12 protein-coding genes and 1 pseudogene are annotated in these 16207 nt (G+C 61.1%); 8 read left to right on the forward strand and 5 right to left on the reverse strand.

Going from position 1 to position 16207, the window contains the following annotated elements; genetic code table 11:
- Window positions 1-181: 181 nt before the first annotated feature.
- Both ALTERO38_RS07625 and ALTERO38_RS07630 read right to left on the reverse strand, forming a co-directional pair.
- Window positions 182-1135 (reverse strand): AraC family transcriptional regulator, encoded by a 954-nt coding sequence (locus tag ALTERO38_RS07625; protein WP_159967875.1) that lies wholly within the window; start codon window positions 1133-1135, stop codon window positions 182-184.
- A gap of 226 nt (window positions 1136-1361) precedes the next feature.
- On the reverse strand, window positions 1362-2261 hold the full coding sequence (locus tag ALTERO38_RS07630; protein WP_159967876.1) for a LysR family transcriptional regulator: 900 nt from the start codon (window positions 2259-2261) through the stop codon (window positions 1362-1364).
- A 167-nt stretch (window positions 2262-2428) separates the two neighbouring features.
- On the opposite strand from ALTERO38_RS07630, the gene ALTERO38_RS07635 reads away from it, so the two are divergent.
- The 4 genes from ALTERO38_RS07635 (at window position 2429) to ALTERO38_RS07650 (ending at window position 6543) form a co-directional block, all read left to right on the forward strand.
- Window positions 2429-3127 (forward strand): CoA transferase subunit A, encoded by a 699-nt coding sequence (locus tag ALTERO38_RS07635; RefSeq protein ID WP_159967877.1) that lies wholly within the window; start codon window positions 2429-2431, stop codon window positions 3125-3127.
- Window positions 3128-3151: 24 nt separating this feature from the next.
- Complete coding sequence (locus tag ALTERO38_RS07640) at window positions 3152-3811, forward strand: CoA transferase subunit B (protein ID WP_159967878.1); 660 nt, start codon at window positions 3152-3154, stop codon at window positions 3809-3811.
- 75 nt (window positions 3812-3886) lie between these two features.
- Window positions 3887-5068 carry an acetyl-CoA C-acetyltransferase gene (locus ALTERO38_RS07645; RefSeq protein ID WP_159967879.1) on the forward strand — a complete coding sequence of 394 codons (1182 nt, stop codon included), beginning with the start codon at window positions 3887-3889 and terminating at the stop codon, window positions 5066-5068.
- A 134-nt stretch (window positions 5069-5202) separates the two neighbouring features.
- A complete protein-coding gene (locus ALTERO38_RS07650; protein ID WP_159967880.1) occupies window positions 5203-6543 on the forward strand; it encodes a short-chain fatty acid transporter in 1341 nt (446 codons plus the stop codon).
- An 87-nt stretch (window positions 6544-6630) separates the two neighbouring features.
- Here the strand turns inward: ALTERO38_RS07650 and ALTERO38_RS07655 are convergent, their stop codons facing one another.
- From ALTERO38_RS07655 to ALTERO38_RS21770, 3 genes and pseudogenes are all read right to left on the reverse strand, one after another.
- Window positions 6631-8592 carry a methyl-accepting chemotaxis protein gene (locus ALTERO38_RS07655; RefSeq protein ID WP_159967881.1) on the reverse strand — a complete coding sequence of 654 codons (1962 nt, stop codon included), beginning with the start codon at window positions 8590-8592 and terminating at the stop codon, window positions 6631-6633.
- Between the two features lie 406 nt (window positions 8593-8998).
- Window positions 8999-9841 (reverse strand): methyl-accepting chemotaxis protein, encoded by an 843-nt coding sequence (locus ALTERO38_RS21765; protein WP_372239405.1) that lies wholly within the window; start codon window positions 9839-9841, stop codon window positions 8999-9001.
- Between the two features lie 15 nt (window positions 9842-9856).
- Window positions 9857-10717 (reverse strand): annotated as a pseudogene (locus ALTERO38_RS21770) (cache domain-containing protein); the annotation flags it as partial.
- Between the two features lie 632 nt (window positions 10718-11349).
- Here ALTERO38_RS21770 and ALTERO38_RS07665 point away from each other — a divergent pair.
- From ALTERO38_RS07665 to ALTERO38_RS07680, 4 genes are read left to right on the forward strand one after another with little or no spacing between them, the layout of a single operon-like run.
- Window positions 11350-12888, forward strand: a complete 1539-nt coding sequence (locus ALTERO38_RS07665; RefSeq protein ID WP_159967883.1) for an MBOAT family protein — start codon at window positions 11350-11352, stop codon at window positions 12886-12888.
- Between the two features lie 30 nt (window positions 12889-12918).
- Window positions 12919-14838 carry an HAD-IIIC family phosphatase gene (locus ALTERO38_RS07670; protein WP_159967884.1) on the forward strand — a complete coding sequence of 640 codons (1920 nt, stop codon included), beginning with the start codon at window positions 12919-12921 and terminating at the stop codon, window positions 14836-14838.
- A complete protein-coding gene (locus tag ALTERO38_RS07675; RefSeq protein WP_159967885.1) occupies window positions 14835-15083 on the forward strand; it encodes an acyl carrier protein in 249 nt (82 codons plus the stop codon). The genes ALTERO38_RS07670 and ALTERO38_RS07675 overlap by 4 nt, the downstream gene beginning before the upstream one ends.
- A 3-nt stretch (window positions 15084-15086) precedes the next feature.
- Window positions 15087-16154 carry a hypothetical protein gene (locus ALTERO38_RS07680; protein ID WP_256663814.1) on the forward strand — a complete coding sequence of 356 codons (1068 nt, stop codon included), beginning with the start codon at window positions 15087-15089 and terminating at the stop codon, window positions 16152-16154.
- The last annotated feature ends 53 nt before the right edge of the window (window positions 16155-16207 follow it).

Raw genomic sequence — 16207 nt, forward strand, 5'->3', positions numbered from 1 at the left:
ATTTAGTCAGGATTATGGACCAGCGCTGCCCGCAGAGGATATCCGCAGCTGGCCGGCTTTCCATCAGCATAGGCACTCTGGCAACGCGAGAGTTCGCCCGCGCGGTTGGGAATCGAATCGCCAGCCAAGCGCCGTGGGATGGCGCACAGCGCAAGCAGTTGCACTACCGCCAAGCGGAAGACTAGTGATGCTTGCGCAGGGTGTCCGACGGCAGCTCACCGAAGGTGCTCTTGTAGCTTTCGGAGAATCGCCCGAGATGGAGGAAGCCGTAGTCCATGGCAATTTCGGTGATGTTGCGAACCTTGGCCGAGGGGTCGCTCAGGCGCCCATAGATCTGCTCCAGCTTGCGTTGGCGGATGTAGGACTTCGGCGTGGTGCCAACCTTGCGCTCGAACAGCGTGTACAGCGAACGCGCGCTCATGTTCGCCAGTTGCGCCAGCTGCTCGATGGAGATGTCGTGTTTGAGGTGTTCGTCGATGTAATCGGTGATGCGCCCGAACGACGGGCAGCTCTCGCTCAGCGGCTCACGGTAGATGTTATTGGCCAGGGTGCAGAGCAGCTTGGAGGCGATGATGCGGCTGTACTGATCCTGCAGCTGAGGCACGCAATGTTCAGCTTCGGCTTCCTGGCAAATCAGGCCCAGCAGGCTTTCGATGCCGTCGAGCTGCTTGAGCTCGTAACGGCTGGCGGTAAAGCGGATGCCCTCACCGGGCGCTCGCCACTGGTCATCGGCGCAGGCCTTTTCAAGAAAAGAAGCGGGTAACTTGACGATCAGCTTCTCGCAATCGTCGGAGTAGGTCAGGTCTACCGGGTCGTCCGGGTTGATCAGCAGCAGCTCGCCTGGGGTGAAATAGTGCTCCTGTCCACGACCTCGCCACAGGCAATGCCCGCGCTGCAGCAGTTGCAGGTGGTAGATGGTTTCCAGAGCTGGCGAGGTGACATGGACACTGCCGCCGTAGCTTAGCTTGCAGAGATCGAGCTTGCCGAAGGTGCAATGGCTGAGGCTGGCTTGCGGGTGGCCCGTGCGCGGCAGCTGAATGCAGTGCGTGCCGACGTGCTGATTGACGTACTCCGAGACCAGGTGAGGGTCGACCCGGTCGAAGATCCGGCTTTTGCTATTCAGCAGATTGTCCATCGCGAGGCACTCTTGTCTTTATTATGGTGAGGCCGCGCCAGTACAGCGGCGCCAGGCCTGCCCATACCTGATTCCGGGCATTGGCCGGTCGGTCGGGCTGCGAAGCAAATAACTGCCAAGAGCATAGAAGATCGGTCCGGACTTCGACATCCCAGACGGCCGGTTACCGCACGCTTTCGAAGGATCCCCTCAGGCACAGAGTCACTGCTGCCGTGGCCTCGAGCGCTCAGGCAGGACCGTATGGATAGTTCGTTTCTGCGCGCAAGGTGTCTGCAATCGCCTGCGCCGCCACCGAGAGTTCGTGACCGGGCTTGGTCAGGATGCCCACCGGTTTCTCGATCACCGGATCGGTCAGTGCAACACAGCAAGCACCGAGCTCCAGCATCTGCTGACGACACAGCGCCGGTACGGCACTGACACCCAGACCACTGCCCACCATGCGCCCCACCGTTGCCAGCTGGTGACTCTCGAACTGCACCGGTAACTGACGGCCCCGCGGGCGCAGGTGGTCTTCAAGCATGACGCGCACCGTCGAGGGGCGCTGAAGGGTAATGAAGGGATATTCCAGCAAGGCGTCCCAACTCACTTCCGTCTGGCTCGCCAACATTGAGTCAGCCGGCACCACCGCCACGAAGCGGTCGGTGTACAGCGGCGTGAAGGTCAGCGGTGTGCTGGGCTCGGGCTCGAAGGCAATGCCGATTTCCACCAGGCGGTCACGGACCATCTCCATCACCTGCTCGTTGATCACGTCATGCACGGTGACGCTGATCGAGGGGTAACGGTCGCGGAAGGTACGCAGGACCGCCGGCAGCAGGTTGCCGGCAAAGGACGGCATCGAGGCCAGCACTACCCGCCCCTGTCGCAGCGTAAACCGCTGACGCAACTCATCCTCGGCATTATCCCAATCGGCCAGCAAGCGACGCGCAAGCGGCAGCAGCGCTTCGCCTTCAGGGGTAAGGCTGACGGCACGCGTGGTGCGGCTGAACAACCGCCCTCCCAGGCCGTCCTCAAGCGCCTTGATGGTCAGGCTCAGCGCCGACTGCGACAGATGCAGACGCTCGCAGGCCTGGGCAAAGCTCAAGGTGTGCGCCACAGCCAGGAATGCGCGAAGTTGTTTGACGGTCATCAGCAGCGTCCAGGAGCAACGGGGTTGCGGTAGCCGATAGGTTGTTTCGATTTATCAATTAATAGCGCTTAAAAATCAACTTAACAAATCCACCCATCAGGGGAAGACTCAAGCCACGACCCCGTCATCATCACGATCAGGTCTCCAACAACAAGAAGGAAAGGTTTATGGCTGGTTTCGACAAGCGCGTGAATTCCTATGCCGAGGCACTTGAAGGCCTCGAAGACGGCATGACCGTTCTGGCCGGTGGCTTCGGCCTCTGCGGCATCCCTGAAAACCTGATCGCCGAAATCAAGCGCAAGGGCACCCGCGATCTGACAGTCGTTTCCAACAACTGCGGCGTCGACGGCTTTGGCCTCGGGGTACTGCTGGAGGATCGGCAGATCCGCAAGATGATCGCCTCCTACGTCGGCGAGAACGCGCTGTTCGAAAAGCAGCTGCTCAACGGCGAGCTGGAGGTCGAGCTGACGCCCCAAGGCACTCTGGCGGAAAAGATGCGCGCAGGCGGAGCCGGCATTCCGGCCTTCTACACCGCCACCGGCTACGGCACCCCCATCGCCGAAGGCAAGGACGTGCGTGATTTCAATGGCCGTCCGCACATCCTCGAGCACGCCATTACCGGCGATTTCGCCATCGTCAAAGGCTGGAAGGCCGACCGCTACGGCAACGTGATCTACCGTCACACCGCGCAGAACTTCAATCCGCTGGCCGCGGCCGCCGGCAGGATCACCGTGGTGGAGGTCGAGGAAATCGTCGAACCCGGCGAGATCGACCCCACCCAGATCCACACGCCTGGCATCTACGTTGACCGCATCATCTGCGGCACCTTCGAAAAGCGCATCGAAAAGCGCACCGTCCGCAGCTAATCAAAAGAATAAGAGGAATAGACGATGGCACTGTCTCGCGAACAAATGGCTCAGCGCGTCGCCCGTGAACTGCAGGACGGCTACTACGTGAACCTGGGCATCGGCATTCCGACACTGGTTGCCAACTACGTGCCGGAAGGCATGGAAGTGATGCTGCAGTCGGAGAACGGCCTGCTCGGCATGGGCGCCTTCCCCACCGAGCAAGAGCTCGACGCCGACATGATCAACGCCGGCAAACAGACTGTCACCGCCCGGGTCGGGGCGTCGATTTTCAACTCCGCCGAATCCTTCGCGATGATCCGCGGTGGCCACATCGATCTCACCGTACTCGGCGCTTTCGAGGTCGACGTGCAGGGCAACATCGCCTCCTGGATGATCCCCGGCAAGCTGATCAAAGGCATGGGCGGCGCGATGGATCTGGTGGCTGGCGCCGAAAACATCATCGTGCTGATGACGCACGCGTCCAAGGATGGCGAGTCCAAGCTGCTACCCAAGTGCACCCTGCCGCTGACCGGTGCCGGCTGCATCAAGCGGGTGCTGACCGATCTGGCCTATCTGGAGATCGAGAACGGCGCCTTTGTCCTCAAGGAACGCGCGCCGGGCGTGAGCGTCGAGGAGATCGTCGCCAAGACTGCCGGTGAGCTGGTGGTCCCGGATCACGTGCCGGAAATGCAGTTCGCCTGATCGGCGTCGTTCGAGAGCCTCGTGGTGCGCACAACGCATGCGGGGCTTTTCCCGTTTCGGATTGGAGAATCTTTCATGCAAGACGTCGTTATCGTAGCCGCCACCCGCACTGCCATTGGCGCCTTCCAAGGCAGCCTGGCCAACATCGCCGCGCCTGATCTGGGTGCTGCCGTGATCAAGCGTCTGCTCGAGCAGACGGGACTCAACCCTGCCGAAGTCGACGAAGTCATTCTCGGCCAGGTACTGACCGCCGGTTCCGGCCAGAACCCTGCGCGTCAGGCGTCGATCAAGGCCGGCCTGCCCCATGCCGTACCGTCATTCACGCTGAACAAGGTGTGCGGTTCGGGGCTCAAGGCGCTGCATCTGGCGACCCAGGCCATTCGCTGCGGCGATGCCGAGGTGGTTATTGCCGGGGGCCAGGAAAACATGAGCCTCGCGCCCTATGTGCTGCCTAAGGCACGCACCGGGCTGCGCATGGGCCATGCCGAGCTGGTCGACAGCATGATCAGCGATGGTCTCTGGGATGCCTTCAATGATTTCCATATGGGTATCACGGCGGAGAACCTCGTCGACAAGTACGAGATTAGCCGTGAAGCGCAGGACGCATTTTCTGCCGCATCGCAGCAGAAGGCAGTCGCCGCCATCGAGGCCGGGCGTTTCAACGACGAGATCACGCCCATCGAAATCCCTCAGCGCAAAGGTGATCCGCTGCGTTTCGACACCGACGAGCAACCGCGCGCCGGCACCACCGCCGAGTCACTGGCCAAGCTCAAGCCGGCCTTCAAGAAGGACGGTTCGGTCACTGCCGGCAACGCCTCCAGTCTCAACGACGGCGCCGCGGCGGTGTTGCTGATGAGCGCCGACAAAGCCAAGGCCCTCGGCCTGCCGGTGCTGGCGACGATCAAGGCCTACGCCAATGCGGGCGTTGACCCGGCGATCATGGGGATTGCGCCCGTTTCAGCCACCCGTCGCTGCCTGGACAAGGCCGGCTGGTCGCTCGACGAGCTGGACCTGATCGAAGCCAACGAGGCCTTCGCCGCTCAGGCACTGTCGGTGGGGCAAGAGCTCGGCTGGGATGCGAGCAAGGTCAACGTCAACGGCGGCGCCATCGCCCTGGGCCACCCGATTGGTGCCTCGGGCTGCCGGGTGCTGGTCACGCTGCTGCACGAGATGATCCGCCGCGACGCGAAAAAAGGCCTTGCCACGCTGTGCATCGGCGGTGGCCAGGGCGTTGCGCTGGCCATCGAGCGCGGCTGAACCAACCTCATTGGCTCATAGAGGAGGATTAACGCTGCGGTCAGGACCGACCGCCTCGACGTATCGAAATGACTGCGGCGCACGCCACGCACGTGCGCCGCCTTAAAAAGAAGAACAACCAAGGATCAATAGCCATGCTCAGCTCCGTTACCGCTTTGAGCGTCAAGCTCATTCAGCGATACCTCCCCTCGCCTTTCGTGTTTGCTATTCTCCTAAGCCTCATCGTCCTCGCCGCCAGCATGCTGGTCACCGGCCAGGGTTTGCCCGCCATGGCCCAGCACTGGGGTACGGGTTTTTGGAATTTGCTCACCTTCGCCATGCAGATGGCGCTGATCCTGGTCACCGGCCATGCCCTGGCCAGCGCCCCCTTGATCCATCGTTTGCTGGCGGGCCTGGCGCGAACCGCCCGCACGCCGGGCCGTGCGGTAGTACTGGTTACGCTGGTGGCGCTGGCAGGCTCGTGGATCAACTGGGGCTTCGGCCTGGTGATCGGTGCGGTGTTTGCCCGTGCCCTGGCCCGTGAAGTAAAAGGCGTCGACTATCCACTGCTGGTCGCTGCGGCCTACTCGGGCTTTCTGATCTGGCACGGCGGACTGTCCGGTTCCATTCCCCTTTCGCTGGCCACCGGAGGCGCAGACCTGGAGCGCATGACCGGCGGCGTGGTGACGGCCGCCATCGGCGTCGGCGACACTCTGTTCACCACCATGAACCTGACCATCATTGCGCTGCTGGTGATCGGTCTGCCGATCCTCAATTGGGCCATGCATCCGAAAGACCCGAAAGTTGCAGACCCTGCAAAACTGCTCGACCCCGCCCATGAGGCCCTGCCGCGTAACACCCTGGCGCAGCGCATGGACGACAGCCGCATCCTCAACGTGATCATCGTTGCGCTGGCTGTAGTGTATTTCGGTTTCTACTTCGCCGAGAACGGCTTCGCCCTCACGCTGAACATTGTCATCGGCTTGTTCCTGTTTATCGGCCTGGCGCTGCACGGCTCGCCAGAACGCTACATGCGTGCGGTACAGGACGGGATCGGGGGCATCAGCGGCATCGTCATCCAGTTCCCCTTCTACGCCGGAATCATGGGGATGATGGTCGGCGCCAACGCCGAAGGATTGTCACTGGGCCGGCAGATCACCGACACCTTCATCGCCTGGTCTTCGGCTGACACCTTCCCGGTGCTGGCTTTCCTGAGCGCTGGGCTGGTCAACGTCTTCGTGCCATCCGGTGGCGGCCAATGGGCTGTGCAAGGGCCGATCATGCTGCCGGCTGGCCAGGCGCTCGGCGTGACGCCAGCCGTCACAGCCATGGCGATTGCCTGGGGGGACGCCTGGACCAATATGATCCAACCGTTCTGGGCATTGCCGATCCTCGGCATCGTTGGGCTCGGCGCGCGCGACATCATGGGCTATTGCCTGCTGATGCTGGTGTATTCGGGCATCGTCATTTCAGGCTGTCTGTATTTCTTCGGCTGAAAAAAAGGGCTGGCACCGTAACGGTCCCAGCCCTTCGCTTTTTCGCACCTGTCGCCAGAAGCTGGCTAGCAAACTCGCCCCGCGGCCTCAGACCAGACGGAATCGGCTTACCTGGGCCTGCAACTCACCGCCCAGCCGAGCAAGATCGGAACTGGCAGCCGAAGTCTGCTCCGTAGCCGCAGCGGACTGATCTGCCACATCGCGGATTTTGGACACGCTGCGATTGATCTCCTCGGCAACCACGCTCTGCTGTTCGGAGGCCGTCGCAATTTGCTGGTTCATCTGCTGGATGCTTGAAACCGCATCGTTGATGGCCGTCAGCGCCTCACCGGCCAGCTGTGCTGCCTCGACGGTCTGATCCGCAAGATCACAGCTTTTACCCATTACCTGCACAGCGCCTTCGGTCCCGGTTTGGAGCGCGACGATCAGCTGCTCGATCTCCGACGTCGATTGCTGCGTTCGCCGCGCGAGCGATCTGACTTCGTCCGCCACCACAGCGAATCCACGCCCAGCCTCCCCTGCACGGGCCGCTTCGATCGCAGCGTTGAGTGCCAACAGGTTCGTTTGATCGGCAACGCTCTTGATCACATCGAGCACATTGCCGATACCGGCGCTGTGGTGTTTCAACCGCTCAATGGATTCGGCGGACTCGCCAACCGAGCGAGCCAGTTCTTCGATATGTTCTATGGTCTGCCTGACAACCGAACGGCCTTGTTGGGCCTGTATGTCAGCAGACGACGCCGAATGTGCGGCGGTTTCCGCGTTACGAGCCACATCTTGAACGGTCGCTGTCATCTCGTTCATCGCCGTGGCCACCTGGTCAGTTTCAAGCTTCTGCTGGCCTACACCGACACTGGTTTGCTCGGTCACCGCCGACATCTGTTCTGCGGCAGTGGCGAGTTGCGCAATCCCGTCCGAGAGCCGGGTCAGCAAAGAGCGCAGGCTCTCGCTCATCTGCTGCATGGCCTGCATCAACTGGCCAAGTTCATCGCGGCGATCAACCGTCAGATCGGTAGACAGGTCGCCATCGGCTACACGACGTGCCACTGCAACAACCTCCTGCAAGGACTTGACGATCATTTGAGTAATCAGCGCCGCACACAGCACGCTGAGCACCAGTGCGATCACCGTGGCGACGATCAGCACTGTCCGCACCTGGCGTTGCTCGGTACGCAGCTCCTCGAGCTGACTGGCATAGGCCGTCTGCGCAACGTCGACGATCATCCGGGCGCTCTCGGTCAGTGCGTCTTCGCTGGCGATGCGATCCGACTGTGCCTTGCGGTAGTCGAGAAATTCCGACCGATACTGGTCCAGACGACCGAGCGCCTGGGCTAGCGCTTCGCTGCTGCGGCCGTCCGGCAGGCTGGCCTTCAACTCCCCGCCCGCCTGAGCTGAGACGTCGAGCTGGGCCAGCAGGGCCTCTGCGTCGCGCGGGTTACCGCCGCTCACGAAATTCTTTTCCAGCCGGCGGGTATCGAACAACTGCTTGGCAAGGTTGGATGCCTGGTCGGATAGGACCAGGGTCTGGATGCTTTCGGCGTCACCGGTGGCGACAATCTGCTCCTGCACCCTCCTACGCAGCTCCGCTTCGGCTGCATTGAAGCCTGCAAGGGCTTCACGAGCCGCTTCTTCCATGTTGTCTTCAGCCTTCTGCCGTTGACGCATGGCATCGGCAAGCTGGGCAAGCCGGGCCTGGTACTCGTTACCATCCTGCTCAATGCGATCCATCAGCTGGATGCTATCTGCGCTTTCGAAGGACTCACGGGCTTCCTGCGCGACGGCAATGGTTCTGTTGACAGCGTCTTTTGCCTCCTCCAAGAAGACCGCATCTCGCCTGAGCAGGAAGTTCTTTTCGCCTTGTCGGGCATCGGAAACGAGCGACTTGATTTCAGCCACACGGTTGAGTTTGGCGAACCGTTCGAACACGGAATCCAGCGCGTTGTAGCTTATCCACGCGATGATCAAGGTGATCAGCAGCACCAGGCCAAAGCCTGTCAGCAACTTGCGCCGTACGCTCAGATCGAGCAAGAGACTACGTAACCCTTTCATGGGAACCTTCTTTAAGTGTTACAAAACAGGAACGGAACGGACCGCTTTGTATAAGTTTCGCACAGGAAGGTCAATATATTAGCGCCATTATTACGGCGTGCAGACGACGACTGGCATTGCGGTGAAACGGGTTGTAACCCGGTAGGGTGGATGTCGCTTTTTACATCCACCGTGACATCGCTCGGTGGGGCGCCACCCGGTGGATCGCCACCCGGTGGATCGATGAAGCGTGTTCCACCGTACGTGAGCACGGAGATGGATGCGCAGGGTGCCGCCGCTACGTCTTTGGCAGGTAGGCTAAGACCGGCTATTTGAGCGCTAGCCTGCGCTAAACGGAAAACCCCGCATGTGCGGGGTTTGGTTTTTTAAGGCTGAAATGAGCCCGATCTGACCAGATCAGGCCGTGTCAGATGCGGAACTGGCGCACCAATCCACCCAGACGTTCCCCCACATTTGCCAGGTTGCGCGCGGTCTGGGCGCCCTGCTGGGTTTCCTCGGCGACGTTTTCCACTGCTGTGGCGATCTGGTGAACGCTGCGGTTGATCTCTTCTGCTACCGCCGTCTGCTCTTCAGCGGCGCTGGCGATCTGTGCGTTCATACCGTTGATGGTCGCGATCAGCTGGGCAATAGCGTCCAGCGAAGCGCCGGCCTGATTGGCCTGAGCACTGCTGGCATCACCCGCTTCGCTGGAACGGCTCATGGCGGCTACGGCCTGCTTGGCGCCGCTCTGCAAGCGGTCAATCATTCCCTGGATTTCCTGGGTGCTCTGCTGGGTGCGACTGGCCAGTGCCCGAACCTCGTCGGCGACGACAGCGAAGCCACGCCCGGCCTCTCCGGCACGTGCTGCCTCGATGGCGGCGTTCAGCGCTAGCAAGTTGGTCTGTTCGGCAATCGAGCGGATCACGTCGAGCACACCCACGATCGCATGCACATCCTGCTGCAAAGCATCCAGCGAGGTGCCGCTGCTGCGGATTTCTTCAACCAGTGAATGGATCTGGCGAATACTTGTATCGACCACGGCTTTTGCCTGCTGACCTTCCTGATCGGTCTGTTGAGCAGCTTCAGCGGCCCCTTGCGCGCTGTGTGCCACTTCCTGCGCCGCAGCGGACATCTCATTGATTGCCGTAGCGACCTGATCGGTTTCCTGGCGCTGGGTCTCCATGGCTTTTTCGGAGCGCTGTGCCTGGGATGCGACCTCGGCGACCATGCCGGTCAGTTGTCCGGTCATCTCCGCAACCTGGCTGACCATGGTGTGGATCTTGCCAACGAAGCGGTTGAACGAGCCGGCCAACTGGCCCAGCTCGTCGCTGCGATCTTCCGGCAGGCGGTGAGTCAGGTCACCGTCGCCAGCGGCGATGTCATCGAGCTGAGCGCGAATCACCTGGATCGGCCTGACGATGGAATTGCTGATCACCACGCCAGCGATGCACAGCGCTGCCAGCATCACGCCAGCGATAACCAGAATGCTGGTTAGGATCGAGTTGACCCGGCCGTCGATGTCCGTCCTTACCCGGTCCAGGGCCGATTCGATATTGTCGAGATTAACCGCCGTACCCAGCGCCAAGTCCCACTTCGGCAGGTAATAGCTGTAGGCAAGTTTTGGCACCGATACCTTGTCGTTACCGGGCAACGGCGATGAGTAATTCACGAAGTAGGTGTTGTTTTTCGCCACGGCCACCAATTCACGGTTGATGTAGACGCCGTTGGAGTCGCGGCGGTCGCTCAGATTGGAGCCGACATCCACCGGACTTTCCCCGCGAAACAGCCGAACCACATTGGAGTCATGGCCGAAAAAGTAACCGTCTTTGCCGTACTTGATCTTCTTGAGGATGGCGATGGCCTCCTCACGGCTGGCCAAATCCCCTTGCGCGGCCGGCTCGTAGAGGTGAGCCACACTGCTCACACCGATTCGCATGTAATCCTCGAGCCGAGTCCGAGCATCGTCGATCATACGCTCACGGGTAGTTTCCAACTCTTCGCCGGCCAGACCGTGAAGGATTTTTGCCGCGGCACCGCTTAGGACCAATGCAAAAAGGGTGACGGGCACCAGCGCAAGAAGAAGGACTTTAATTTTTAGCGTGAGTCGCATGGATGGCATCCGAGTATGTGAGTACTTATCAGTCATCGACTGACTCAGTCGGATCTTTACGCCGGTCCAACCTCACGTGGAGGTTCTGCGACGAACAGCACACTTGCCGCGAAAGAACCACAGAGCAGCGTTTTTTACGCTCCGCTTCAAATAGCTGCATGAATACAGAATTGCGCGCGGTGTAACTGCATATCGGCTTGTTCGAGGCGAATCATTAGTGACTTTCCGACGCTGGTCGCGTTGATGAAATTGCTGATTACCTAGGTTCAGCGTCCACTCGAGGCGAAGCGAATCCAAGCGCGCAGCGCCGGCGTGTGCCCTGACGCATGCGGCAACCTGCCGCCTCTTCTTTTTGCGTTTTCCCCGATCTCTCGCCAACGGCTCTAAAACGGCCGTTTCGCTTGATTTTACTGGCTTGCCCGCCTGTCTGGACTGTTTAGACAAAGGGATGAGCGGCGCAACTTTCCCTTACAACTCTGTGTCGCAGTTAACAGACCAGGCATTGGTTATGTGCAGCTGAAAACTGTTCGCAACAAGAGGCACTTCAGGCTTGTGTGAGTGACTTCGGAAACGCACCAGCGAGCGTAGTTCGGTAGGTGATAGGTCACCACAACGTGCACCGGTCCGAAGAACGGCTGTTATTTGTTCAGGGATAGGGAATAAGAACAATGCTCTTCAATTCGATGGTATTTATCGCCGGGTTTCTTCCGGTGGTTTTACTGGGCTTCATCCTTCTCGCGGGCTCCGGCAAACAACGCTTTGCTGCCATATGGCTGACCCTGGCGTCGCTGGTGTTTTACGGCTGGTGGAACCCCGCCTATGTGCCGCTGCTGGTGGGCAGCATGGTGGTCAACTACCTGATCGGTGGCTACCTGATGCGACGGCCCTCGAAGGCTGTGCTGATACTAGGCGTTGCCGCCAACGTCGCCCTGCTGGGTTATTACAAATACACAGGCTTTCTCTTCGGCACACTCGACAGTGCCTTCGACCTCGGTTGGTCGGTGGGCGACATCATCCTGCCGCTGGCGATTTCGTTCTTCACCTTTCAGCAGATCGCCTATCTGGTCGACGCGCACGACGGCGAAGTCGCCGAGCATGATTTCGTCAACTACTGCCTGTTCATCAGTTTTTTCCCACAGTTGATCGCCGGTCCCATCACCCACCACGGCGAGATGCTCAAGCAGTTCAATGACAGCAGCACCTTTCGCCCTCGTATCGACAATATCTCGCTGGGGCTCACGGTCTTCGTGCTCGGTCTGTTCAAGAAAGTGATCCTTGCCGACCCGCTAGGGGAAAACGCCTCACCGGTCTTCGCGGTGGCTGCGAGCGGCACCGTGCCTTCGCTGTACGACGCCTGGTATGGCGCGCTCAGCTATACGCTGCAGATCTACTTCGATTTTTCCGGTTACAGCGACATGGCGATCGGCCTGGGCTTGCTGTTCGGCCTGCGCCTGCCGGTGAACTTCAACAGCCCGTTCAAGGCGCACAACGTGATCGATTACTGGTCGCGCTGGCATATGACGCTGACGCGCTTTCTCACCGCCTATATTTATAACCCCATCGTGATGCGGATCACCCGCAAGCGGATGGCCGCCGGCAAGCCGTTGCCACGGCGAGGGAAGATGAGTGTCGGAACCTTCGTCGTGCTGATCGCCTACCCCACCGTGCTGACCATGTTCATCTCTGGCGTGTGGCACGGCGCCGGCTGGCAGTTCGTGGCGTTTGGACTGTTGCACGGCTTCTACCTGGTCGTCGCCCACGGTTTCCGGGCCTACAAGGCGCGCCATGGGCTGCCCTTGGACAGCGACAAGTTCTGGCACCACGCCGGCGCCGTGCTGCTGACCTTTCTCTGTGTAGTCGTGGCCATGGTGTTCTTCCGTGCCAACAGCCTGACGGCGGCGATGGCCATGTTGACGGGGATGGTTGGCTTGAGCGAGTTGCACACCGACTTCGACAAGTCCGACTACCTCACCGTCGCCATACTGCTTGCCTTCGTCTGGATCATGCCCAACGTGCAGCAGTGGATGGCAGGCTTTCGTACGGCGCTGGACGCCCAGCCGCGCGAGAACTGGCTGCTGCGCTGGTTCCCGATTGCCATGTGGAGCCCAACGCCGGTCATCGGCATGGCCATTGGCGTGCTGGGCTTCTTTGCCCTGGCGGTGGCTTTTTCCGTGGCGCCTACCGAGTTTCTCTACTTCCAGTTCTAACCGTCCAATAACAAAGGAGTGACACGCTAAATGGATCAGCTTCTCTGGTTAGCGCAGCACCCGGATCTTGGCTCCGCCATCGGCGAGGCCAAACGGGAAGCCGACCCCTTGGTTCGCCTGGGTCTGGCCGCGCAGCTCGCCGGGTACCGCCGCGACTTCACCCTCACCACCCGGCTGGATCGGCTTGCAAGCGAGGGTCTGCGCGCACTGGCAAACGGTGAAACCTCGGTCAGCGGGCTGCAGCCGTTGCGCATCGCCCTGCTGTCGTCGCATACCGTGGATCATCTGGTGCCAGCCATTCGCGTCGCGGGCCTGCAACGCCGGCTGGCGCTCTCGGTGCACGTCGCGCCGTATGGCATGTACCGTCAGGCCTTGTTGATGGACGATCCTGAGCTCGCCAGCTTTGCTCCGCAGCTGATCGTCCTGGCCCTGGATGCCAGAGATGCACCCTTGCAGCTGCCACTCGAAGCCTCGCAGCAAGACGTTGATGCTGCAGTGGCCGAGCGTGTCGACGAGTTGCGCCTGCTCTGGCGCCGGGCACGTGAGCGCTATGCCGCACAGGTCGTTCAGCAAACCATCGTGCCTGCCGACCCTCCGATTTTCGGCTCGTTCGAAGCGCTGGTCCCAGCCTCGCCCTGCGCTCTCATCGATCGCCTCAATGCGGCCATTCGTGCCGCGGCCCGTGAAGACGGCGTGCTGCTGATGGATCTGGCCTGGGAAGCGGCTCGCGGCAGCTACGGCGACGGTCTGGCCGAACCGGTGCGTTGGCACCAGGCCAAGCAACTGGTCAGCCCGAACCTGGCGCCGCAGTATGGCGACCAGCTGGCGCGCATCGCCGCAGCCAGCGCCGGCCTGTCGCGCAAGTGTCTGGTGCTGGATCTGGACAACACGCTGTGGGGCGGCGTGGTCGGCGACGATGGCGTCGAGGGTATCCATCTCGGCCAGGGCTCGCCCAGTGGCGAAGCTTTTCTCGCCTTTCAGCGCTATGCAGCACAACTGGCGCGCCGCGGCATCATCCTCGCGGTGTGCAGCAAGAATGATCTGAGTGTGGCCGAGGCAGCGTTCAATCACCCGGAAATGGCGCTCAAGCGCAGTGACATCGCCGCCTTTGTCGCCAACTGGGAAGACAAGGCCGGCAACCTGCGACGCATCGCCTCGATGCTGGACATTGGCCTCGACAGCCTGGTGTTCGTCGACGACAACCCGGCCGAGCGAGACATCGTGCGGCGCGAGCTGCCGGAAGTCGCCGTACCGGAGTTGCCGGACGACGTAGCCGACTACCCTGCTCGCGTAGCCGCCGCCGGCTACTTCGAAGCCGTCTCCTTTACCTCCGACGATGCCACCCGTGGGCGCAACTATGCCTTGAATGCCGAGCGCAAAGCGGCAATGAGCCAGGCCACCGACATGGAAGGCTATTTGCGCGGACTGGAGATGGTGCTCACCGCCACCCCGATCGGCGCCGCCGAACTGGCCCGCAGCACGCAGCTGATCAACAAGACCAACCAGTTCAACCTCACCACTCGCCGTTACAGCGAGGCGGAGGTCGAGCGCATCGCCAGCGACCCGGCGGCGGTCGCCCTGGCAATCCGCCTGGCTGACAAGTTTGGCGACAACGGTCTGATCAGCGTTGTCTTGGCGCGCCCGGATGCGGCCGTGGCCAGTGACGAACTGCTGATCGACAGCTGGCTGATGAGCTGCCGCGTGCTGGGTCGTCAGGTCGAAGACGCTGTGCTCGACGTGCTGGCTGCCGCGGCCACCGCTGCCGGCTATCGCGCATTGATCGGTGAGTACCGCCCGACCGAACGTAACGGCATGGTCGCGGAGCATTTCCCCCGGCTGGGCTTCGTTCAGCATCCGGCGCTTTCCGACAGCGAGCCAGACGCGACCTTCTGGCGTTGCGAACTCAAATCCCCCCGCACACCCCGCCATTTCATCGAGGTATTGGCATGACCGAAGCAGAAGTACTCAAGCAGCTCACCCCGGTTTTCCACGATGTGTTCGACGACGACAGCATTGTGCTTTCCCCGGAAATGACCGCCAACGATATCGAGGGCTGGGACAGTCAGACCCACGTCATGCTCACGGTTGCGGCCGAACAGCGCTTCGGCATCAAGTTTCGGACGGCGGAGCTGGAGTCGCTGCGCAACGTCGGTCATTTCGCACAGGCCATCAGCGCCAAGCTGGAGGGAAAATAAATCATGATCCAGACAGCAGATGTCCCCAAGGACGGGAGCCATGCCGAGCAGGATGCAGGCATCACGGCCCGCGCGCCGGGCCGGGTGCGTTCGCGGTATCTGCTGTCGCTGTTTGCCGGGCTGTTCGGTGCGCTGGCGATGTTCTGCCTGACGCTGTTGGCGCTGGATCGGACCGGCAACCTGCCGCCTCCCGCGTTCTCCAACATTTCCTGCGCTGACGAAAAGCTCAACTTCATGCGCGAGAACCCGATTCAGTCGCCGAATCTGCTGATCATCGGCTCCTCCGTGGCCTGGCGCCATGTGGACGGCAACGTCCTGACCGAGGCATTACCAGAGGTGCGGCCGATGAACGGCGCATTCTGTGGGCTGTTCGCCAACCAGTCGACTTACGTGGGGCACTGGCTGCTCGACCGTCAGCCGAGCATTCAGAGCGTGGTGATGATTGCCGACCCACAAGATTTCGCCGGTTGCTGGCGCGTACCTACCGCAGTGTTCAACCGTGAGCACGTCGACCCTTACGTCTACGAAAACGCCTCACCCTGGGGACACTACATGCGTTATTTCTCGCCGAAGTCGTTGGCGCGCAATGCCTTGACGGTCAAAGCGCAGCGCGCGGGCGAGATTGAATGGGACCCGCTGGTGTTCAATCGCTTCGGCGACGGCCCGCTGGACACCCGCAATACGCGCGAGCTGCTCTATGGCCGCCCGGACCCGCTCGATTCCAGTTGTTTCGAAGCACTTCAGGGGATGAGCGCGCGCCTGGCCCAAGAAGGCCGTGAGCTGATGGTTGTCTCCACGCCCCTGCATCCAAAGTGGAAGGAAAAATACGATCCGGACGGCACCTTCATGGCCGACTTCGACAAGCGAATCATGGACACCCTCAGCGCCACCGGTGGGACCTACTGGAACGCGGACAAGGACTGGAGCACGCCGGTCACCTCCTTTGTCGACGCGGTTCATATGCGCTGGTCCGTTGTCCATGACTTCACAGCAGCCTTGGCCGAACAAATGCGAGACACGGCAATGGCGCCTATGCCGTCACCATCCCTGGAAACCGCCAAGGTGCCCTGATTGGCGGTTATAGAAATATAAAAGCCCGGGCTGTCTGAACATGCCCGGGCTTT

It is taken from the genome of Pseudomonas sp. 9Ag (genome assembly GCF_902506445.1).
Lineage (GTDB): Bacteria > Pseudomonadota > Gammaproteobacteria > Pseudomonadales > Pseudomonadaceae > Stutzerimonas > Stutzerimonas stutzeri_AB.